We start from the raw sequence: 21,487 nt of genomic DNA, 5'->3' as shown, positions 1-21,487 counted from the left end.
CCCGCGTCCCAGGTCAGGAGGCGTCGCCCGCCGGGGTGCCCAGCCAGTCGTCGACGCCGGCCTCGAGCTCGGCGCGGACCGGCGCCGGCGCGCGCGAGGCGGCGATCGAGGCCTTCGCCAGCCGCGCCAGCTGCGCGTCGTCCAGCCCGTGGTCCTGGCGAGCCGACTCGTACTGGTCGGCCAGGCGGGAGCCGAAGAGGAGCGGGTCGTCGGCGCCCAGGGCCACCGAAGCCCCGCTGTCCAGGAGCGCGCGCAGCGGCACGGTGGCCAGGTCGGCGTAGACCCCCATCGCCACGTTGCTCGCCGGGCACACCTCGAGCGTGACCCCCCGGTCCACCAGCTGCCGCAGCAGCTCCGGATCCTCCACCGAGCGCACGCCGTGACCGAGCCGGTCGGGCGCCAGCGAGCGCAGTGCCTGGGCGACGTGGTCGGCCCCCCTGAGCTCCCCGGCGTGCGGCACCGAAGCCAGCCCGGCGCGCCGGGCGATGGTGAAGGCGGCGGCGAACTCCTCGGTCATGCCGCGGTGCTCGTCGTTGGACAGCCCGAACCCGACCACACTGCCGGGGCCGTCGCCGGCGTGGCGAGCCGCGAGGCGGGCCAGGGCGCGTGCATCGAGCGGATGCTTCATCCGGCTGGCCGCTACCACCACCGCCACACTGGTGCCCTCCTCGCGGCTCGCGTGTGTTGCTTCGTCCAGCACGATCTCCAGCGCCGGGGTGATGCCTCCGACCAACGGGGCGTAGGAGGTGGGGTCGATCTGGATCTCCAGCCAGCCCGAGCCTTCCCGCGCGTCGTCCTGGGCGGCCTCCCGCACGATGCGGCGCATGTCGGCCTCACCGCGCACACAGGCACGGGCGGCGTCGTACAGACGCTGGAAGCGGAACCAGCCCCGCTCGTCCTGACCGCTCAGCTGCGGCGGCCACTGTCGCCTCAGGGCCGCAGGCAGGGGCAGGTCGTGGCGACGCGCCAGGTCGCGCAGGGTGCCGATGCGCATCGAGCCGGTGAAGTGCAGGTGCAGGTGAGCCTTGGGCAGGTCGCGCACCATCCGGGTCATGACCCCAGGTTGGCATGCGCCGCCGCTAGGGTGCAGGAATGGCGGTGATCGAGACCGAGGCGCTGACCAAGCGCTACGGGGATCTCGAGGCGCTGGTCGACCTCACGGTGCAGGTGTCGACCGGCGTGACCGGCCTGGTGGGCGCCAACGGGGCAGGCAAGTCCACGCTGTTGAAGATCCTGCTCGGCCTGCTGCAGCCCACCTCCGGGTCGGCTGCGGTGCTGGGCCACGACATCCGGCGCGACGGGTCGAGCATCCGCGCGGTCGTCGGCTACATGCCCGAGCACGACTGCCTCCCGCCGGACGTGCGGGCCATCGACTTCATCGTCCACATGGGCCGGGTGTCCGGGCTGCCGCCGGCTGCGGCTCGCGAGCGCGCGGCCGACGTGCTGCGGCACGTCGGCCTGGCCGAGGAGCGCTACCGGCTCATGGGCGCCTACTCCACCGGGATGAAGCAGCGAGCCAAGCTGGCCCAGGCGCTCGTGCACGACCCGAGGCTGGTGCTGCTCGACGAGCCGACCAACGGTCTGGACCCCGAGGCCCGTGAGGACATGATCGCCCTGGTCGCCCGGATCGGCCGCGACTTCGGCATCCCGGTGCTGGTGACCTCACACCTGCTGGGCGAGCTCGAGCGGGTCAGCGACCACGTGATCGTGCTCGACGGGGGTCGCCTGCTCCGCTCCCAGAGGACGACCGAGCTCACCCAGGACACCGGGGTGCTGTTGGTCGAGGTGCTGGGCTCGGCGCTGGAGCAGCGTCGCGTGGGGGAGGCCCTGGCGGCCGCCGGTCTGCCCTGCCGCCCGCGTCAGCAGCTGATCGAGATCGACCTGAGGTCGACGGCCCGGGGCGCCGCCCCGCACGACGTGATCAGGGACACCGCCTGCGACCTCGGCGTGGGTCTGGTGCGACTGCAGCCCGAGCACGGGCGCATCCAGGACGTGTTCCAGCCCGAGGGTCGCAGCGGTGGCTGAGCCCGGTGCGAGCCGGGAGGGGCCCGGCTCGAGTGTCATCCACGACATCGGCTACCGCACCTACGACGGGCCTCGACGGGACGACCGCTCGATCGGCTGGTCGCTGTACCTGACCGGTCTGGCCCACGCCTACGGCTTCGGGCGCTCCGCGAAGGCCAAGGCCCTGCCGTTGAGCATGCTGGCGCTCTCGCTGGTGCCGGCCGTGATCATCGTGGCCATCATGGTGGTCGCCGGGTTCGGCGGGAACTTCGTGGACTACAGCACCTACTCCGGCAGCACGTTCGTGCTCATCGTCGTGTTCACCGCCGGCCAGTCGCCGGTGCTGTTCACCCGGGACCTGCGCTCGGGTGCCATCGTGCTCTACCTCGCCCGCCCCCTCTCGCCCACCTGGTTCGCCGTGGTGCGGTGGGCCTCGTTGGTCTCGGCGATCTTCATCTTCACCGTGATCCCGGTCCTTGCGCTGTACGCCGGGGCACTGGCCGCGGAGGCCGACGTGAGCGAGCAGAGCGCCGACCTGCTCCAGGCCGTGGCAGGGCTGGTGGTGCTGGCCGCGGTGCTGGCAACCGTCTCGGGGCTGGTCAGCGCCTTCACGCTGCGGCGTGGGCTGGCGGTCGGCGCCGTCATCGTCGCCCTCCTGGTCTCCAACGGCTTCGTCTCCGCGGTGAAGACGCTCGCCGCCGCACAAGGGAACGACCTGCTGGGCCAGTGGGTCGGGCTGTTCAGCCCGTTCACCCTCGTGGACGGGCTGAACGCGGGCCTGCTCGACGGCACCCCGTTCTACCCCCTGAGCCCCGACACGCCTTGGATGACGGCCGTGTATGCGGCCACGGTGACGGTGGTGCTGGTGGCCGGACTGTGGCTGCTGGTCCGCCGCTACCACCAGCAGGGGACCCGATGAGCGCGTCGAGCGGCATCGACCTGCGCCAGGTGTCGCGGTGGTACGGCAACGTCGTGGCCGTCAACGACGTGACGATGCAGATCGGGCCCGGCGTGACCGGCCTCCTGGGGCCCAACGGCGCCGGCAAGACCACCCTGATCGCCATGATGGCCGGCTTCCTTGCCCCCTCGGCCGGATCGGTCACCCTCGACGGCGCACCGGTGTGGCGCAACGTGTCGGCGTACCGGGACATCGGGCTGGTGCCGGAGCGGGAAGCGAGCTTCGGCTACCTCACCGGCACTCAGTTCGTCCGAGCGTGTGCCGAGCTGCACGGTCTGCCCGACGCCGGGCAGGCGGCGCAGCAGGCGCTGCGGACCGTCGAGCTGCTCGAGGCGGCATCCCGCCGGATCGGGACCTACTCCAAGGGCATGCGCCAGCGCGTCAAGCTGGCCGCCGCCCTGGTCCACGAGCCGAGCGTGCTGCTCTTGGACGAGCCGTTCAACGGCGTCGACCCCCGGCAGCGGATCCACCTCATGGGTCTGCTCACCAGGATGGGTGAGCAGGGGCGATGTGTGCTGTTCAGCTCCCACATCCTGGAGGAGGTCGAGCAGATCGCACGCCACGTCGAGGTCGTCGTCGCCGGACGCCATGCGGCCTCGGGTGACTTCGGAGCCATCCGCAGGCTGATGACCGACCGCCCGACCCGGTACCGTCTCGCCAGCAGTGACGACCGGGCGCTCGCCGTGGCGGTGATGGAGCTGGACTGTGTGCGCGGTGTTCAGCTGGTCAGCGCCGGAGGCCTGGAGGCCGAGGTCACCGACCTCGGGGCGTTCGCCCTCGCGCTGCCACCCCTGGCCCGAGCGGCCTCGATCAGCCTGCACGAGGTCTCGCCGACGGACGAGTCGCTGGAGTCGGTCTTCACCTACCTGGTCTCGGCATGAACACCACGATTGTGAGGCTGTCGGTGCAGGCTCTCTTCGGGCTGAAGCGAGGCGTCCTGCTGGGCGTTCTGCCGTTGCTGCTCCTGGTGCTGTCGGTGGTGACGGCGTCGCTGGTCGAGGGCTCGGAGGCGGTCGAACCGGTCACCCTGGTCTTCGGGCTGGCCCTGGTGCTGCCTCTGGTCGCGCTGCTGGCGACCAACGGCGTGCTCGGTCCGGAGATCGAGGACGGCTCGCTGGTCTACCTGCTGTCCACGCCCGTCTCGCGCTACGTGGTGGCGGTGAGCAAGTACGTCGTGGCGGCCGGGACGAGCGTGCTGCTGGGGGCGGGTTCGGTCGTGGTGTCCGCCCTGGTCCTGGAGCTCTCGGACCCCGTCCAGGCGCTGGCCCTCGGCCTGGGCGGGGTTGCCGCGTCGCTGGCCTACTGCGGACTGTTCCTCGCCCTGGCCACGGTGACCCGACACGGCACCATCGCCGGGCTCATCTACATTCTGGGCTTCGAGGTGCTGCTGGCCCCCTGGCTGCCCGGGCTGCGCTACGTCTCCGTGGTGGAGCTCGCGCGAAGGGTCGTCGCCGTCGTCGACGAGAGTCTGACGCTGGTCGGGGGTGAGGTGAGTGCGGGTTACGCAGTCGGAGCCCTGCTCGTGCTGGTCGCCGGAGGGGTGCTGCTGGCGGGACACCGGCTCCGCTCGTTCCAGCTCACGGGCGAGGAGTAGGGCGCGCCTAGGCCAGGAGCTTCTGCAGCCGCTCGATGCCCTCGGTGAGGTCGTTGTCACCCAAGGCGTACGACAGCCGCAGGTATCCCTGGGAGCCGAACGCCTCACCGGGCACGAGGGCGACCTGGGCCTCGTCCAGGATCACCTCGGCCAGCTCCACCGACGTGGTCGGCGTGCGGCCGGCGACCTCCCGGCCCAGCAGCCCCTCCACGTTCGGGTACGCGTAGAAGGCGCCCTGGGGCGTGGGGCACTGGACCCCGTCGATCTCGTTCAGCATCGAGGTGATCGTGGCGCGCCGCCGGTCGAACGCGGCGCGCATCTCGGCGACGGCCTCCAGGGAGCCCTGGAGCGCGGCGACGGCCGCCCGCTGCGAGACGTTGGCCACGTTCGAGGTCGCGTGCGACTGCAGGTTGGTGGCGGCCTTGACGATGTCCGTGGGTCCCACCATCCAGCCCACGCGCCATCCCGTCATCGCATACGTCTTGGCCACCCCGTTGAGCACGACGCAGGTCTCGGCCAGCTCCGGCACCAGCACCGGCATCGACGGGGCCTGTACGTCGTCGTACAGCAGGTGCTCGTAGATCTCGTCGGTGACCACCCAGATGCCGTGCTCCAGCGCCCACCGGCCGATGTCCTCGACGGCCTGCGGCGGGTAGACGGCACCGGTCGGGTTCGACGGGCTGCAGAAGACCAGCACCTTGGTGTGCGGGGTACGAGCCTGCTCCAGCTGGTCGACGCTGACCTGGTAGCCCTGCTCGATCCCGGCGAACACCTCGACCGGCGTGCCCCCGGCCAGGCGGATGGACTCGGGGTAGGTGGTCCAGTACGGGGTGGGGAGCAGGACCTCGTCGCCCGGGTCGAGCAACGCGGCGAAGGTGTTGTAGACCGCTTGCTTGCCGCCGTTGGTGACCAGCACCTGGCCCGGCGTGACGGCGTAGCCGGAGTCACGGGCTGTCTTGTCCACGATCGCGGCCTTGAGCTCGGGCAGTCCTCCGGCGGGGGAGTAGCGGTGGTTGACCGGGTCACCCGCGGCGGCGGCCGCGGCCGCCACCACGTAGTCCGGCGTCGGGAAGTCCGGCTCGCCGGCTCCGAAGCCGATGACAGGGGCGCCCTCTGCCTTGAGAGCCTTGGCCTTGGAGTCCACCGCCAACGTGGCGGACTCGGCGATGGCCCCGATCCTGCGGGACACACGGGAGGGCTGGCGTTCGGTTTCCTGCGGCTCGCTCACGTCTCCCATCCTCGCACCCGGTGCTCGGTGCGTGACACTGCGCAGCGGTTCGCCTTGCCCTGCCTTCTCCCGTAACATGGAGGGTCGGGTGCGCCACCACCTGCCGCCTTGTTGCGCCTGGGACCAGCCGCGATCGGGCCTCGGCGGGTGAGGGTGACGAAGGGCAATAGCTCAATTGGTAGAGCACTGGTCTCCAAAACCAGCGGTTGTGGGTTCGAGTCCCTCTTGCCCTGCTCGTGGCTGGGCCGTAGCAGGTCGAGGACGATGGAAGACAGAGAACACAGCACCGCGACACCACAGGTCGCGGTCAGAGCGGGAGTCGAGGGACCAGGTGAGCAATCCCAGCGCGTCGGACACCGGCGTCGACCGGTCGCGCTCCGGGTCCGGACTGCCCGCCCGCCCGGGGTCGTTCGTCGCGCAGGTGATGAACGAGCTGCGCAAGGTGGTACGGCCGACTCAGCGCGAGTTGGTGACCTACACCATCGTCGTGCTGGTCTTCGTGTGCGTGATCATGGCTTATGTCTTCGGACTGGACCAGGTCTTCCAGCAGCTGGTCGGGCTCGTCTTCGGCTGAGCGTGGGTCGGCGAGCGCGCACGCTCACCATCGGTCCTCGGGCTGGGTGTCCCGGCCGTTCGCGGCTGACCAAGCAGACAAGGTAAGGAAAGGAAGTCATGTCGCAGGAGTCGACCTCGCAGGCTGACCAGGCCGGAGCGGAGGTGCCCCCGTCCTCCGACCCACCGGTCGAGGACGTCGTCGTCGACCCGGCGGAGGAGTTCCGCGCGACGCTGCGCTCGCAGTACGGCGAGTGGTACGTCATCCACTCCTACGCCGGATACGAGAACCGGGTCAAGCACAACCTCGAGACCCGCATCACCAGCCTCAACATGGAGGACTACATCTTCGCCGTCGAGGTGCCGATGGAAGAGGTCACCGAGATCAAGTCCGGCGTGCGCAAGCAGATCAAGCGCGTGCGCATGCCCGGCTACGTCCTGGTGCGGATGGAGCTCACAGACGAGTCGTGGGGCGCAGTGCGGCATACTCCCGGCGTCACCGGCTTCGTCGGCAACGCGCACCAGCCGGTGCCGCTGTCCATCGAGGAGGTCATCACCATGCTGGCCCCCGTGTTCGAGCAGCCGGAACAGACCAAGGCCACCGCCTCCACGGGTGCCGCGCGCTCGCAGCCCCAGCCCGAGATCGACTTCGAGGTCGGGGAGTCGGTGACCGTCATGGAGGGCCCGTTCGAGACCCTCCCGGCCACCATCTCCGAGATCATCCCGGAGTCGCAGAAGCTCAAGGTCCTCGTCTCGATCTTCGGCCGGGAGACCCCGGTCGAGCTGGCCTTCAACCAGGTGAGCAAGATCTGAGCCGACTCCTCCGCGCGGTCCCGCGCGGAGAATGCAACCGGGTCATCGCCCGCGGCGTCGGCCCACCACCACCACAGGAAGTCATCACATGCCCCCCAAGTCCAAGAAGCAGTCCGGCTTCATCAAGCTGCAGATCCAGGCCGGCCAGGCGACCCCCGCGCCGCCGGTGGGTCCCGCCCTCGGCCAGCACGGCGTCAACATCATGGAGTTCGTCAAGGCCTACAACGCCGCGACCGAGAGCCAGCGTGGCAACGTCGTCCCGGTCGAGATCACGGTCTTCGAGGACCGTTCTTTCACCTTCGTCACCAAGACCCCGCCCGCGGCCGAGCTGATCAAGAAGGCGGCCGGAGTGAGCAAGGGCTCGAGCGAACCGCACAAGAGCAAGGTCGCCACCTTGACCCAGGAGCAGGTGCGCGAGATCGCCGAGACCAAGATGGCCGACCTCAACGCCCTGAGCGTCGAGCAGGCCGCCAAGATCATCGAGGGCACTGCCCGGTCGATGGGCGTCAAGGTCCAGGCCTGACGCCGACACCGTCGCGGGGCCAGCACGCCTCGCGGCCGGCCGTGCTTCCCGAGAGTCGGGGCACGGCGTGGCAGGGCCAGCGCTGGCCCGGACGACCACATCTCCACTTCAGAACCGAGGAGCAGACATGAAGCGCAGCAAGGCATACCGTACGGCCGCCGAGAAGGTCGACGCCGACAGCCTCTACGCCCCCACCGACGCCATCGCCCTGGCCAAGGAGACCACCACGACGAAGTATGACGCGACCGTCGAGGTCTCGCTGCGTCTGGGGGTCGACCCGCGCAAGGCGGACCAGCTGGTCCGCGGGACCGTCAACCTGCCGCACGGCACGGGTAAGACCGCCCGGGTGCTCGTCTTCGCCAACGGCGAGCGTGCCGAGGCCGCTCGCGCCGCCGGAGCGGACTACGTCGGCAGCGACGAGTACATCGAGCGGGTTGCCGGGGGGTGGCTCGACTTCGACGCCGTCGTGGCCACGCCGGACCTGATGGGCAAGGTCGGCCGCCTGGGCAAGGTGCTCGGCCCGCGCGGCCTGATGCCCAACCCGAAGACCGGCACGGTGACCATGGACACGGCCAAGGCGGTGGGCGACATCAAGGGCGGCAAGATCGAGTTCCGCGTCGACAAGCACGCCAACCTGCACTTCATCATCGGCAAGGTCTCGTTCAGCGACCGCGCCCTGGCCGAGAACTACACGGCCGCCGTCGACGAGGTGCTGCGGCTGAAGCCGTCGGCGGCCAAGGGCAGATACATCACCAAGGCCACGATGGCGACCTCGATGGGGCCGGGCATCCCGCTCGACTCCTCGCGTGCCGCCGTCCTCGCCGACGCCCAGTAGCCGGCGGGAGGGCCCGCCCGGCCAGTCTCCCCGGAGGCCGGCACGACACGACCGCGGGCCGTCCTGACGTCGCACCCGGGCGCCGCGCCGTCGGTGCCCGGGTGCACGTGCATCCGGCGGAGGCGATTTGGGCGCAGGCCGGCGGATGCGTACCCTGAGAGGTATCCCAAGACCGCCGGTTCTCACCGGGCATCGCTGATGCGCCAGTGAGCCAAGGCTCCGCACGATGCGGGCGACCTGCGCAGGTGTGCGAGTTTGATGCGCTGCACGTTGCCTCAAGCCCCAGCCCTGCGCTGGGGCTTTCGTCGTTTCGGGGCCCTGCCGGCACCACCGATCGACAGGAGGCCTCATGGCGACACCCGAGAAGGCTGCGGCCATCGCCGAGCTCACGGAGGCGTTCCGTACCTCGGAGGCAGCCGTGCTGACCGAGTACCGCGGGCTGACCGTGGCCCAGATCTCACGGCTGCGTGCCTCCATGCGTGGGCACGCGTCCTACGTCGTGGTGAAGAACACGCTCACCAAGCGGGCCGCTGCCGAGGCCGGCATCACCGGCCTCGACGAGCACCTGCAGGGGCCTTCGGCCATCGCCTTCGTGACCGGAGACACGGTGGAGGCGGCCAAGGGCCTGCGTGACTTCGCCAAGACCCACCCCGCCCTGGTGATCAAGGCCGGTCTGCTCGAGGGCAAGGCCCTGACCCCCCAGGACATCAGCAAGCTCGCGGACCTGGAGTCTCGAGAGGTGCTGCTGGCCAAGCTGGCGGGCGCGATGAACGCCTCGCTCAGCCAGGCCGCATCGCTGTTCGCGGCGCCGCTGTCGCAGACCGCCCGGGTGGTCGAGGCCCTGCGGGCCAAGGTCGAGCAGGAGGGGCCGGATGCAGGCCCCACTGCGTCCTCCACCGAAGACGTCGCCGAGGGTGGCGACAGCACCACCGGCTCGGAGTCCTCCGAGCAAGCCTGAGCCCGGGCACACCACCGGGACGCATTCGTCTCCACACGCCACTCACGCGGCACGACAAGGAAGGAACGCCACCATGGCGAAACTGAGCACCGAAGAGCTTCTTGAGACCTTCAAGGAGATGACCCTGATCGAGCTGTCCGAGTTCGTCAGCCAGTTCGAAGAGACGTTCAACGTCACCGCTGCGGCCCCCGTGGCCGTGGCCGGCGCCGCCGCCCCCGCGGACGGTGGCGACGCCCCGGTCGAGGAGGAGCAGGACGAGTTCGACGTCGTCCTCGAGGCTACCGGCGACAAGAAGATCCAGGTCATCAAGGAGGTCCGCACGCTGACCTCGCTGGGTCTGAAGGAGGCGAAGGACCTCGTCGACGGGGCCCCGAAGCCGATCCTGGAGAAGGCCGACAAGGAGGCCGCCGAGAAGGCGAAGGCGGCTCTGGAGGGCGCGGGGGCGACCGTCACCCTCAAGTAGTGCCCGCTCCGGTACGCCCGGACGCACGATCCACTCATCGCGGGTGCCCTGCATAGCCAGGGCACCCGCGATGTGTCTTCTCGCGGGGCCTCGCCGTGGCGTCGGCCGGGCCTAGTGGCGCCGCGGGCATCCCGAACACTTGACGGGACCGGCTCGTCGGGGGACCATCGAAGCCGAACGACGCCGGGGCGGGTGGGGCTACCGGTAGGCAGTGGCCTGCGGGGGAGCAGGACGCTGGGGTCGGTGTGGACGTCCTGTGCCCACACGTGTATGATCGATCCTTGCGCTGTCCTCAGCGTGCCCTCTGCCGTCTCCGCCGCCGCATGTTGCTGTATGTCGTCCGCCTGCGCGGACCGAGTGGTGAGCCTCCCGGCATGAAGGCCCTGGGGCCGACGCTGACCTAGCCGCTCGTACAGGCCCGTGGAAGGACCATCCTTGGCTGCCTCGCGCACTGCGAAGAAGACTGTAACCACTGCTCGCACGGCTTCCGGCCGACTGAGCTTCGCCAAGATCCGGGAGCCTTTGGAGGTGCCGGATCTCCTCGCCCTCCAGACGGACAGCTTCGACTGGCTGCTGGGCAACGAGGACTGGCAGGCCCGCGTGGCTGCCGCCACCGCCGCGGGCCGTACCGACGTGCCGGACCGCTCCGGACTGGAGGAGATCTTCGAGGAGATCTCCCCGATCGAGGACTTCTCCGGCTCCATGTCCCTGTCCTTCCGCGACCACCGCTTCGAGGAGCAGAAGTACTCCATCGACGAGTGCAAGGAGCGGGACATGACCTACTCCGCTCCGCTGTTCGTCACGGCGGAGTTCATCAACAACTCCACGGGTGAGATCAAGAGCCAGACCGTGTTCATGGGTGAGTTCCCGCTCATGACCGACCGGGGAACGTTCATCGTCAACGGCACCGAGCGGGTCGTGGTCTCCCAGCTGGTGCGCAGCCCGGGGGTGTACTTCGAGCGCGCCCTGGACAAGACCTCCGACAAGGACGTCTACAGCGCGAAGGTGATCCCCAGCCGCGGCGCCTGGCTGGAGTTCGAGGTTGACAAGCGCGACCTGGTGGGCGTGCGGGTGGACCGCAAGCGCAAGCAGAGTGTCACCGTGCTGCTCAAGGCGCTCGGCTGGACCGAGGCCCAGATCCTGGAGGAGTTCGGCGACTACGAGTCCATCCGCCTCACGCTGGAGAAGGACAACACCACCGACCAGGACGAAGCGCTGCTCGACATCTACCGCAAGCTGCGTCCGGGCGAGCCCCCCACGCGCGAAGCAGCGCAGAACCTGCTCGAGAACCTGTACTTCAACCCCAAGCGCTACGACCTGGCCAAGGTCGGCCGGTACAAGATCAACAAGAAGCTGGGCCTGGAGGCTCCGCTGAGTGAGTCGGTGCTCGGCGTCGACGACATCGTGGCCACCATCCGCTACATCGTCGCCCTGCACGCCGGCGAGGAGAGCCTCGAGGTCACTCGCGGGGGGGAGCGCGAGGAGCTGCTCACCGAGGTCGACGACATCGACCACTTCGGCAACCGTCGGCTGCGCAGCGTGGGCGAGCTGATCCAGAACCAGGTCCGCACCGGCCTGTCCCGGATGGAGCGGGTGGTGCGCGAGCGGATGACCACCCAGGACGTGGAGGCGATCACCCCGCAGACGCTGATCAACATCCGGCCGGTCGTCGCCTCCATCAAGGAGTTCTTCGGCACCAGCCAGCTCTCGCAGTTCATGGACCAGAACAACCCGCTGGCGGGCCTGACGCACAAGCGCCGGCTCTCGGCGCTGGGCCCGGGCGGGCTCTCCCGCGACCGGGCGGGTATGGAGGTCCGCGACGTCCACCCCTCGCACTACGGGCGCATGTGCCCGATCGAGACGCCGGAGGGACCGAACATCGGCCTCATCGGGTCGCTGGCCTCCTACGGACGGATCAACCCTTTCGGGTTCGTCGAGACGCCGTACCGCCGGGTCAAGGACGGCCAGGTCAGTGACGACGTGGACTACCTGTCCGCCGACGAGGAGGACCGCTTCGTCATCGCCCAGGCCAACGCGATGCTCTCCCCCGACGGACGCTTCCTCGACGAGCGTGTGCTGGTGCGGGCCAAGGAGGGCGAGGCCGTCGACGTCTCCGCCTCCGAGGTGGACTACATGGACGTCTCCGCGCGCCAGATGGTCTCCGCCGCGACGGCGATGATCCCCTTCCTGGAGCACGACGACGCCAACCGCGCACTGATGGGCGCCAACATGCAGCGGCAGGCCGTGCCGCTGGTGCGTGCCGAGTCGCCGCTGGTCGGCACCGGCATGGAGTGGCGCGCCGCGCTCGACTCCGGCGACGTCGTGCGCGCCGACAAGGCCGGCGTGGTCAGCGCCGTCTCTGCTGATCTCGTCTCCGTGAGCAACGACGACGGGACGTACACGAGCTACCGGGTGGACAAGTTCACCCGGTCGAACCAGGGCAACTGCTACAACCAGCAGGTCCGGATCGACGAAGGCGACCGCGTGGAGGTCGGCCAGCTGCTGGCGGACGGGCCCGCCACAGATGCCGGCGAGATGGCGCTCGGGCGCAACCTGCTCGTGGCGTTCATGCCGTGGGAGGGTCACAACTACGAGGACGCGATCATCCTGTCCCAGCGTCTGGTGCAGGACGACGTGCTCTCCTCCATCCACATCGAGGAGCACGAGATCGACGCCCGCGACACCAAGCTGGGCCCGGAGGAGATCACGCGCGACATCCCGAACATCTCCGACGAGGTGCTCGCCGACCTGGACGAGCGCGGCATCATCCGGATCGGCGCCGAGGTGCGCGACGGTGACCTGCTCGTCGGCAAGGTCACGCCCAAGGGCGAGACGGAGCTCACCCCGGAGGAGCGCCTGCTGCGCGCCATCTTCGGCGAGAAGGCCCGCGAGGTGCGCGACACCTCGATGAAGGTCCCGCACGGCGAGACCGGCACGGTCATCGGCGTCAAGGTCTTCGACCACGAGGAGGGTGACGAGCTCCCGCCCGGGGTCAACCAGCTGGTGCGGGTCTACGTGGCCAACAAGCGCAAGATCACCGACGGCGACAAGCTGGCCGGGCGGCACGGCAACAAGGGCGTGATCTCCAAGATCCTGCCGGTGGAGGACATGCCGTTCCTCGAGGACGGAACCCCCGTCGACATCGTGCTCAACCCGCTGGGTGTGCCGGGGCGGATGAACGTCGGGCAGATCCTCGAGCTGCACCTCGGCTGGGCTGCCGCGCAGGGCTGGGAGATCGCGGGCGAGCCCGAGTGGGCGGCCCAGGTGCCCTCCGACGCGCGAACGGCGGAGCCCCGCACCCGGGTGGCCTCGCCGGTCTTCGACGGTGCGCGCGAACAGGAGATCACCGGGCTGCTGGAGTCGACCCTTCCCGCGCGGGACGGGCAGCGTCTCATCGGCGAGTCCGGCAAGGCCCGGCTGTTCGACGGCCGCTCCGGCGAGCCGTTCCCCGAGGCGGTGGCCGTGGGCTACATGTACATCCTCAAGCTGCACCACCTGGTGGACGACAAGATCCACGCCCGCAGCACCGGCCCGTACTCGATGATCACCCAGCAGCCGCTGGGCGGGAAGGCGCAGTTCGGCGGTCAGCGCTTCGGTGAGATGGAGGTCTGGGCGCTGGAGGCGTACGGCGCGGCCTACGCGCTGCAGGAGCTGCTCACGATCAAGTCCGACGACGTCACCGGGCGCGTGAAGGTCTACGAGTCGATCGTCAAGGGCGAGAACGTGCCCGAGCCCGGCATCCCCGAGTCGTTCAAGGTGCTCATCAAGGAGATGCAGTCCTTGTGCCTGAACGTCGAGGTGCTCTCCAGCGACGGCACACAGATCGACCTGCGCGACTCCGACACCGAGGTGTTCCGGGCCGCGGAGGAGCTGGGTATCGACCTGTCGCGCCGGGAGCCGGCCAGCGTCGAGGAAGTCTGAGGGTCAGGTGCACCGTCACCGACGGTGCACCCGCCCCTCGCCAACAACTGCAGTTTCGAACTACCTGAGAACTCACGAGATCTCACGAAAGAAGGACCCACGTGCTCGACGTCAACTTCTTCGACGAGTTGCGCATGGGCCTGGCCACGGTGGACGACGTCCGCCGCTGGAGCCACGGTGAGGTGAAGAAGCCCGAGACCATCAACTACCGCACCCTGAAGCCGGAGAAGGACGGGCTCTTCTGCGAGAAGATCTTCGGCCCGACCCGGGACTGGGAGTGCTACTGCGGCAAGTACAAGCGGGTGCGCTTCAAGGGCATCATCTGCGAGCGGTGCGGCGTCGAGGTGACTCGCGCGGCCGTGCGGCGGGAGCGCATGGGCCACATCGAGCTCGCCGCCCCCGTCACCCACATCTGGTACTTCAAGGGCGTCCCGTCCCGGCTGGGCTACCTCCTCGACCTGGCGCCGAAGGACCTCGAGAAGGTCATCTACTTCGCCGCCTACATGATCACCTGGGTCGACGAGGACTCCCGCCACCAGGACATGCCCTCGATGGAGGCGCAGATCGACACCGAGCGCAAGGAGCTGGAGAACCGTCGCGACGCCGACGTGGAGGCCCGGGCCAAGAAGCTCGAGAGCGACATCGCCGAGCTGGAGGCCGAAGGGGCCAAGGCCGACGCACGCCGCAAGGTCCGCGACTCCGCCGAGCGTGAGATGAACCAGATCCGCCGGCGCGCCGACGCGCAGGTGGAGCGGCTCACGCAGGTCTGGGAGCGGTTCAAGAACCTCAAGGTCCAGGACCTCGAGGGCGACGAGATCCTGTACCGGGAGATGCGTGACCGCTTCGGCATGTACTTCGAAGGCGGTATGGGTGCGGCGGCGCTGCAGAAGCGCCTCGAGACCTTCGACCTGGAGGCCGAGGCGGCCTCGCTGCGCGAGGTCATCGCCGGCGGCAAGGGGCAGAAGAAGACCCGTGCCATCAAGCGGCTCAAGGTCGTGACCTCGTTCCTGCAGACCAAGAACGAGCCGGTCGGGATGGTGCTCGACTGCGTCCCGGTCATCCCGCCGGACCTGCGCCCGATGGTGCAGCTGGACGGTGGCCGCTTCGCGACCTCCGACCTCAACGACCTCTACCGCCGGGTCATCAACCGCAACAACCGGCTCAAGCGTCTGCTCGACCTCGGGGCTCCCGAGATCATCGTGAACAACGAGAAGCGGATGCTGCAGGAAGCCGTCGACTCGCTGTTCGACAACGGGCGCCGTGGCCGTGCGGTGACCGGACCGGGCAACCGCCCGTTGAAGTCGCTGTCCGACATGCTCAAGGGCAAGCAGGGCCGCTTCCGCCAGAACCTGCTCGGCAAGCGCGTGGACTACTCGGGCCGTTCGGTCATCGTCGTGGGTCCGCAGCTGAAGCTGCACCAGTGCGGCCTGCCCAAGCAGATGGCCTTGGAGCTGTTCAAGCCGTTCGTGATGAAGCGGCTGGTCGACCTGGACCACGCGCAGAACATCAAGTCCGCCAAGCGCATGGTCGAGCGCGGTCGCTCGGTCGTGTGGGACGTGCTGGAGGAGGTCATCACCGACCACCCGGTGCTGCTCAACCGGGCACCCACGCTGCACCGCCTCGGCATCCAGGCCTTCGAGCCGCAGCTGGTCGAGGGCAAGGCCATCCAGATCCACCCGCTGGTCTGCACGGCGTTCAACGCCGACTTCGACGGCGACCAGATGGCGGTGCACCTGCCGCTGTCGGCCGAGGCCCAGGCCGAGGCCCGGATCCTCATGCTGTCCAGCAACAACATCCTCAAGCCGGCCGACGGCCGGCCGGTGACCATGCCCACCCAGGACATGATCATCGGCCTGTTCCACCTCACCAGTGAGGGGAAGCCGGCGCCGCTGACCGACGAGGACGGGGGAGAGCACCTGCGCTCCTTCAGCTCGGTCTCCGAGGCTCAGATGGCCTTCGACGCCGGTCAGATCGAGGTCGGCACCCCGGTGCGGATCAAGGTGGCCGAGACCGCGCCGCCGCTGGGTCTGACCCTGCCGGAGGGCTCCTCGCTGGACGACGAGGGCATCGTGGACTCGGTGTCCTTCGAGACCACCTTGGGCCGCGCGTTGTTCAACGACGCCCTGCCGCCGAACTACCCGTTCGTCAACGAGGTGGTGGACAAGAAGCGCCTGTCGGGGATCGTCAACGACCTCGCCGAGCGCTACACCAAGGTGCAGGTCGCCGCGTCGCTGGACTCGCTGAAGGACACCGGCTTCCACTGGGCCACGCGGTCCGGCACGACGGTGGCGATCTCGGACGTGCTGCCGCCGGCACGCAAGCCGGAGATCCTGGCGGGGTACGAGACCAAGGCCGCCAAGGTGCAGACGCAGTACGAGCGTGGGCTGATCACCGACGACGAGCGCCGCCAGGAGCTCATCGAGATCTGGACCCAGGCCGGCAACGAGGTCGCCAAGGAGCTGGAGACCACGATGCCCAAGGAGAACACCATCTACCGGATGGTGACCTCGGGTGCACGCGGTAACTGGTTCCAGCTGCGGCAGATCGCCGGTATGCGCGGACTGATGGCCAACCCGAAGGGCGAGATCATCCCTCGGCCGATCAAGTCCAACTTCCGCGAGGGCCTGTCGGTGCTGGAGTTCTTCATCTCCACGCACGGAGCCCGCAAGGGCCTGGCCGACACGGCGTTGCGTACGGCGGACTCGGGCTACCTGACCCGTCGACTGGTCGACGTCAGCCAGGACGTCATCATCCGCGAGGACGACTGCGGCACCGAGCGTGGGTTCGTCATGCCGATCGCCGTCCGCAACGAGGACGGGTCGCTGCGTGAGCACGACGACGTGGAGACCGCCGTCTACGCCCGCACGCTGGCCCAGGACGTCGAGCACGAGGGTGAGGTGCTGGCCGAGGCCGGGATCGACCTGGGTGACGTCGTCATCGACGCCCTGGTCGCCACGGGTGTCGAGTCCGTCAAGGTGCGCTCGGTGCTGACCTGCGAGTCGCTGGTCGGCACCTGTGCCAAGTGCTACGGGCGCTCGCTGGCCACCGGGAAGCTGGTGGACATCGGCGAGGCCGTCGGCATCATCGCGGCGCAGTCGATCGGTGAGCCCGGCACCCAGCTGACGATGCGGACCTTCCACACCGGTGGTGTGGCCGGCGACGACATCACCCAGGGTCTGCCGCGTGTGGTGGAGCTGTTCGAGGCCCGCACCCCCAAGGCGGTGGCCCCGATCGCGGAGGCCACCGGGCGGGTGCAGGTCGAGGACACCGACAAGGCCCGGCGCCTGCTGCTGGTGCCGGACGACGGGTCGGACGAGCACGCCTACCCGGTCAGCAAGCGGGCTCGCCTGCTGGTGACCGACGGGCAGCACGTCGACGTGGGTACCCAGCTCGTGGTCGGCGCGATCGACCCCAAGCAGGTGCTACGCATCCTCGGTCCGCGTCAGGCGCAGCAGCACCTCGTCGACGAGGTGCAGCACGTCTACCGTCAGCAAGGTGTCTCGATCCACGACAAGCACATCGAGGTCATCGTGCGGCAGATGCTGCGCCGAATCACCATCATCGAGGCCGGCAACACCGAGCTGCTGCCCGGTGAGCTGGTCGAGCGTGGGCGGTTCGAGACCGAGAACCGGCGGGTCGTGGCCGAGAGCGGGAAGCCGGCTTCCGGTCGGCCCGAGCTCATGGGCATCACGAAGGCGTCGCTGGCCACGGACTCGTGGTTGTCCGCGGCGTCCTTCCAGGAGACGACCCGCGTGCTGACCGAAGCGGCCATGCAGGCCAAGAGCGACCCGCTGCTGGGCCTGAAGGAGAACGTCATCCTCGGCAAGCTGATCCCCGCGGGGACCGGTCTGCCGCGCTACCGCAACCTGACGGTGGAGCCGACCGAGGAGGCCAAGGCGGCCGCCTACGCGGTGCCGGTCTACGACGCCTACGACGAGTACGCGAGCTTCGGCCCGGGCTCCGGTGAGGCCGTGCGGCTGGACGACTTCGCGGTGGACGAACGCCGCTACTGAGCCGCGTCCGTCACGTCAGGGCGGGGACCTCGAGATGCTTCCGTCTCGGGATCCCCGCCCTGCGTGCGTCGGGGGTGGGATGGGATTTTGCCTTGGTTGCCCCCGTCGGTATCCTGGGAGGCTGTGTGTGGGTTCACCCTGCGCATGATCGGACCGTGAGATGTCCGAATCCCTCTCGCCGGGCAGTCCGGCCGTCTCGACCTTCGCCCGTGGCGATGGCATGTGGTGGCTCGGAAAGTGCAGGGGAGAGGCCCGACCGGCGCGCAGCCCCTGGCGCCGCGAGGGCGACACCAAGGAGTGTCCTCACCCGCCAGCCGGGTCGACACAGACAACGACGACTGAGAAGAGCATCGGTGCCCACGATCAACCAGCTGGTCCGCAAGGGCCGCCAGGACAAGGTCAAGAAGACCAACAGTCCTGCGCTCAAGGCCAACCCGCAGCGCCGCGGCGTCTGCACGCGTGTCTACACCACGACCCCCAAGAAGCCGAACTCTGCCCTGCGCAAGGTGGCGCGCGTGCGCCTGACCAGCGGCATCGAGGTCACGGCCTACATCCCGGGTCAGGGGCACAACCTGCAGGAGCACTCGATCGTGCTCGTACGCGGCGGCCGGGTGAAAGACCTGCCCGGCGTGCGCTACAAGATCATCCGTGGCTCGCTCGACACCCAGGGCGTCAAGGGACGCAACCAGTCCCGCTCTCGGTACGGCACGAAGAAGGAGAAGAAGTAATGCCTCGCAAGGGCCCTGCCCCGAAGCGTCCTCTCGTGGCCGACCCGGTCTACGGCTCGCCGCTGGTGACCCAGCTGATCAACAAGATCCTCGTCGACGGCAAGAAGTCGGTCGCCGAGACCATCGTGTACGGCGCCCTGGAGGGTTGCCGGGCCAAGACCGGCACCGACCCGGTGGCCACGCTGAAGCGCGGCCTGGACAACGTCAAGCCTGCCCTGGAGGTCAAGAGTCGCCGTGTCGGCGGGGCGACCTACCAGGTGCCGATCGAGGTCAAGCCGAACCGGTCGACGACGCTGGCCCTGCGGTGGCTGGTGGGCTACTCGCGGCAACGCCGGGAGAAGACGATGACCGAGCGGCTGATGAACGAGATCCTGGACGCCAGCAACGGTCTGGGTGCCGCGGTCAAGCGCCGCGAGGACACCCACAAGATGGCCGACGCCAACAAGGCCTTCGCGCACTACCGCTGGTGAGCCGCGGGCCCGCGCCGCACCCCGAAAGGGTGCGCCGCGTGCCGCTCCCAGCACCCACGCATACGAGTTTGGTCAGCACGCCCCGCAGACGGGCAGAGATGAGAGACAGTAGTGGCACTCGACGTCCTCACGGACCTCACCAAGGTCCGCAACATCGGCATCATGGCGCACATCGATGCCGGCAAGACGACGACCACCGAGCGGATCCTGTACTACACGGGGATCAACTACAAGATCGGTGAGACCCACGACGGGGCCTCCACGATGGACTGGATGGCCCAGGAGCAGGAGCGCGGCATCACGATCACGTCGGCCGCGACGACGTGCTTCTGGAAAGACACCCAGATCAACATCATCGACACCCCCGGTCACGTGGACTTCACCGTGGAGGTGGAGCGCTCGCTGCGCGTCCTGGACGGCGCCGTCGCCGTGTTCGACGGCAAGGAGGGCGTCGAGCCCCAGTCGGAGACCGTGTGGCGCCAGGCCGACAAGTACGACGTCCCGCGCGTGTGCTTCGTCAACAAGATGGACAAGCTCGGTGCGGACTTCTACTTCACGGTGCAGACGATCAAGGACCGCCTGGGCGCGACACCCCTGGTGCTGCAGCTGCCGATCGGCGCCGAGAGCGACTTCATCGGTGTCGTCGACCTGGTCAAGATGAGGGCGCTCACCTGGCGCGGTGAGGTCGCGATCGGGGAGGACTACACCGTCGAGGAGATCCCGGCCGACCTGCAGGCCCGTGCCGAGGAGTACCGGGAGACCTTGATCGAGCAGGTCGCCGAGACCGATGACGCGCTGATGGAGAAGTACCTGGGCGGTGAGGAGGTCACCGAGGCCGAGCTCGTCGCGGGTATCCGCCGGATGACGGTGACCTCCGAGGCCTACCCGGTGCTGTGCGGCTCGGCCTTCAAGAACAAGGGCGTGCAGCCGATGCTGGACGCCGTGCTGGCCTACCTGCCCTCGCCGCTGGACGTGCCGCCGATGGTGGGCCACGACCCCAAGGACGAGTCGGTCGAGCTGACCCGTGCGCCGTCGACGACCGAGCCCTTCTCCGGGCTGGCCTTCAAGGTGGCCTCTCACCCGTTCTTCGGCACCCTGACCTACGTCCGCGTCTACTCGGGCTCGATCGACGCGGGCCAGCCGGTCTTCAACACCACGAAGGGCCGCAAGGAGCGGATCGGCAAGCTCTTCCAGATGCACTCCAACAAGGAGAACCCCGTCGGCTCGGCGTCAGCCGGACACATCTACGCCATGATCGGGCTGAAGGACACCACGACCGGCGACACTCTCTCCGACCTGCAGCAGCACATCGTGCTCGAGTCGATGAGCTTCCCGGAGCCGGTCATCCACGTGGCGATCGAGCCCAAGACCAAGGGTGACCAGGAGAAGCTGTCCACCGCGATCCAGAAGCTGGTCCAGGAGGACCCGACGTTCACGGTTCGTCAGGACGAGGAGACCGGCCAGACCGTGATCGGCGGGATGGGCGAGCTGCATCTGGACGTCTTCGTGGACCGCATGAAGCGAGAGTTCAAGGTCGAGGCCAACGTCGGTGCCCCCCAGGTGGCCTACCGCGAGACGATTCGCCGCTCGGTGGAGAAGTACGACTTCACCCACAAGAAGCAGACCGGCGGCTCGGGCCAGTTCGCCAAGGTTCAGATGACCTTCGAGCCGATGGACACCTCCGAGGGCGAGCTCTACGAGTTCTCCAACGTGGTCACCGGTGGTCGGGTCCCCAAGGAGTACATCCCCAGCGTGGACGCGGGCATCCAGGACGCGATGCAGCTGGGCATCTTGGCCGGCTACCCGATGGTGGGTGTCAAGGCCACGTTGCTCGACGGCGCCTACCACGACGTCGACTCCTCGGAGATGGCGTTCAAGATCGCCGGGTCGATGGTGTTCAAGGAGGCCGCCCGCAAGGCCGACCCGGCTCTGCTGGAGCCCGTCATGGCCGTCGAGGTCCGCACCCCGGAGGAGTACATGGGCGACGTGATCGGCGACGTCAACGCCCGCCGTGGGCAGATCCAGTCGATGGAGGACGTCAGCGGGGCTAAGGTGGTGCGGGCCATCGTGCCGCTGTCGGAGATGTTCGGTTACGTTGGAGACCTGCGGTCACGCACCCAGGGCCGCGCCAACTACACGATGCAGTTCGACTCCTACGCCGAGGTTCCGCGGAACGTGGCCGAGGAGATCATCAAGAAGATCCGAGGCGAGTGAGCTTTCGCCGAGGCGGGAGTCGAACGTCACACACACCTAGCAGAAGCAACCCATCCACGTCGCCCGCTGCAGCAGAGTCAGCGGCGAGAAGCAACAAGTCCAACAGGAGGACCCCCAGTGGCGAAGGCTAAGTTCGAGCGGAGCAAGCCGCACGTCAACATCGGCACGATCGGTCACATCGACCACGGCAAGACGACGTTGACCGCTGCGATC

18 protein-coding genes and 1 tRNA gene are annotated in these 21,487 nt (G+C 68.7%); 17 read left to right on the top strand and 2 right to left on the bottom strand.

What is annotated here, in order from left to right; translation table 11 throughout:
• Positions 1-13: 13 nt before the first annotated feature.
• Positions 14-1,054, bottom strand: a complete 1,041-nt coding sequence (locus VJ976_RS02880; RefSeq protein WP_324098602.1) for an adenosine deaminase — start codon at positions 1,052-1,054, stop codon at positions 14-16.
• 38 nt (positions 1,055-1,092) lie between these two features.
• On the opposite strand from VJ976_RS02880, the gene VJ976_RS02875 reads away from it, so the two are divergent.
• Genes VJ976_RS02875 through VJ976_RS02860 form a run of 4 tightly spaced genes read left to right on the top strand, consistent with a single transcriptional unit; the run spans position 1,093 to position 4,556 of the window.
• On the top strand, positions 1,093-2,025 hold the full coding sequence (locus VJ976_RS02875) for an ABC transporter ATP-binding protein (RefSeq protein ID WP_324098601.1): 933 nt from the start codon (positions 1,093-1,095) through the stop codon (positions 2,023-2,025).
• Positions 2,018-2,923: a hypothetical protein gene (locus VJ976_RS02870; protein ID WP_324098600.1), complete on the top strand. Its 906-nt coding sequence runs from the start codon at positions 2,018-2,020 to the stop codon at positions 2,921-2,923. The genes VJ976_RS02875 and VJ976_RS02870 overlap by 8 nt, the downstream gene beginning before the upstream one ends.
• Complete coding sequence (locus VJ976_RS02865; protein ID WP_324098599.1) at positions 2,920-3,843, top strand: ABC transporter ATP-binding protein; 924 nt, start codon at positions 2,920-2,922, stop codon at positions 3,841-3,843. Before VJ976_RS02870 ends, VJ976_RS02865 begins: the two co-directional genes overlap by 4 nt.
• Complete coding sequence (locus VJ976_RS02860; RefSeq protein WP_324098598.1) at positions 3,840-4,556, top strand: ABC transporter permease subunit; 717 nt, start codon at positions 3,840-3,842, stop codon at positions 4,554-4,556. Before VJ976_RS02865 ends, VJ976_RS02860 begins: the two co-directional genes overlap by 4 nt.
• Before the next feature lie 7 nt (positions 4,557-4,563).
• Here the strand turns inward: VJ976_RS02860 and VJ976_RS02855 are convergent, their stop codons facing one another.
• Entirely contained in the window at positions 4,564-5,793 is a 1,230-nt protein-coding gene (locus VJ976_RS02855; RefSeq protein WP_324098597.1) for a pyridoxal phosphate-dependent aminotransferase, read from the bottom strand.
• A 151-nt stretch (positions 5,794-5,944) separates the two neighbouring features.
• Between VJ976_RS02855 and VJ976_RS02850 the strand changes: the two genes are divergently transcribed.
• The 13 genes from VJ976_RS02850 to VJ976_RS02790 all read left to right on the top strand — a co-directional run.
• Positions 5,945-6,017, top strand: a tRNA-Trp gene (locus VJ976_RS02850).
• A gap of 98 nt (positions 6,018-6,115) precedes the next feature.
• Positions 6,116-6,358 (top strand): preprotein translocase subunit SecE, encoded by a 243-nt coding sequence (gene secE / locus VJ976_RS02845; RefSeq protein ID WP_324098596.1) that lies wholly within the window; start codon positions 6,116-6,118, stop codon positions 6,356-6,358.
• Between the two features lie 98 nt (positions 6,359-6,456).
• Positions 6,457-7,149, top strand: coding sequence for a transcription termination/antitermination protein NusG (nusG, locus tag VJ976_RS02840; RefSeq protein WP_324098595.1), 693 nt, complete (start codon positions 6,457-6,459; stop codon positions 7,147-7,149).
• An 88-nt stretch (positions 7,150-7,237) separates the two neighbouring features.
• Positions 7,238-7,672, top strand: coding sequence for a 50S ribosomal protein L11 (rplK, locus tag VJ976_RS02835; protein ID WP_324098594.1), 435 nt, complete (start codon positions 7,238-7,240; stop codon positions 7,670-7,672).
• Positions 7,673-7,799: 127 nt separating this feature from the next.
• Entirely contained in the window at positions 7,800-8,507 is a 708-nt protein-coding gene (gene rplA, locus VJ976_RS02830) for a 50S ribosomal protein L1 (protein ID WP_324098593.1), read from the top strand.
• Between the two features lie 349 nt (positions 8,508-8,856).
• Positions 8,857-9,465, top strand: a complete 609-nt coding sequence (gene rplJ / locus VJ976_RS02825; protein WP_324098592.1) for a 50S ribosomal protein L10 — start codon at positions 8,857-8,859, stop codon at positions 9,463-9,465.
• 73 nt (positions 9,466-9,538) lie between these two features.
• Positions 9,539-9,928: a 50S ribosomal protein L7/L12 gene (gene rplL, locus VJ976_RS02820; RefSeq protein WP_324098591.1), complete on the top strand. Its 390-nt coding sequence runs from the start codon at positions 9,539-9,541 to the stop codon at positions 9,926-9,928.
• A gap of 435 nt (positions 9,929-10,363) precedes the next feature.
• Positions 10,364-13,849, top strand: coding sequence for a DNA-directed RNA polymerase subunit beta (gene rpoB, locus VJ976_RS02815; RefSeq protein WP_324098590.1), 3,486 nt, complete (start codon positions 10,364-10,366; stop codon positions 13,847-13,849).
• Between the two features lie 101 nt (positions 13,850-13,950).
• Positions 13,951-17,862 carry a DNA-directed RNA polymerase subunit beta' gene (locus VJ976_RS02810; RefSeq protein ID WP_324098589.1) on the top strand — a complete coding sequence of 1,304 codons (3,912 nt, stop codon included), beginning with the start codon at positions 13,951-13,953 and terminating at the stop codon, positions 17,860-17,862.
• 353 nt (positions 17,863-18,215) lie between these two features.
• A complete protein-coding gene (rpsL, locus tag VJ976_RS02805) occupies positions 18,216-18,590 on the top strand; it encodes a 30S ribosomal protein S12 (RefSeq protein WP_324098588.1) in 375 nt (124 codons plus the stop codon).
• On the top strand, positions 18,590-19,060 hold the full coding sequence (gene rpsG, locus VJ976_RS02800; RefSeq protein WP_324098587.1) for a 30S ribosomal protein S7: 471 nt from the start codon (positions 18,590-18,592) through the stop codon (positions 19,058-19,060). Before rpsL ends, rpsG begins: the two co-directional genes overlap by 1 nt.
• A 111-nt stretch (positions 19,061-19,171) precedes the next feature.
• Positions 19,172-21,274: an elongation factor G gene (gene fusA, locus VJ976_RS02795; protein WP_324098586.1), complete on the top strand. Its 2,103-nt coding sequence runs from the start codon at positions 19,172-19,174 to the stop codon at positions 21,272-21,274.
• A gap of 117 nt (positions 21,275-21,391) precedes the next feature.
• A partial coding sequence (locus VJ976_RS02790) for a GTP-binding protein (protein WP_324098624.1) occupies positions 21,392-21,487 on the top strand: 96 nt, incomplete at its 3' end.

The organism is Ornithinimicrobium sp., assembly GCF_035267225.1.
Lineage (GTDB): Bacteria > Actinomycetota > Actinomycetes > Actinomycetales > Dermatophilaceae > Ornithinicoccus.
This window is presented reverse-complemented; position numbering and strand designations above follow the sequence as displayed.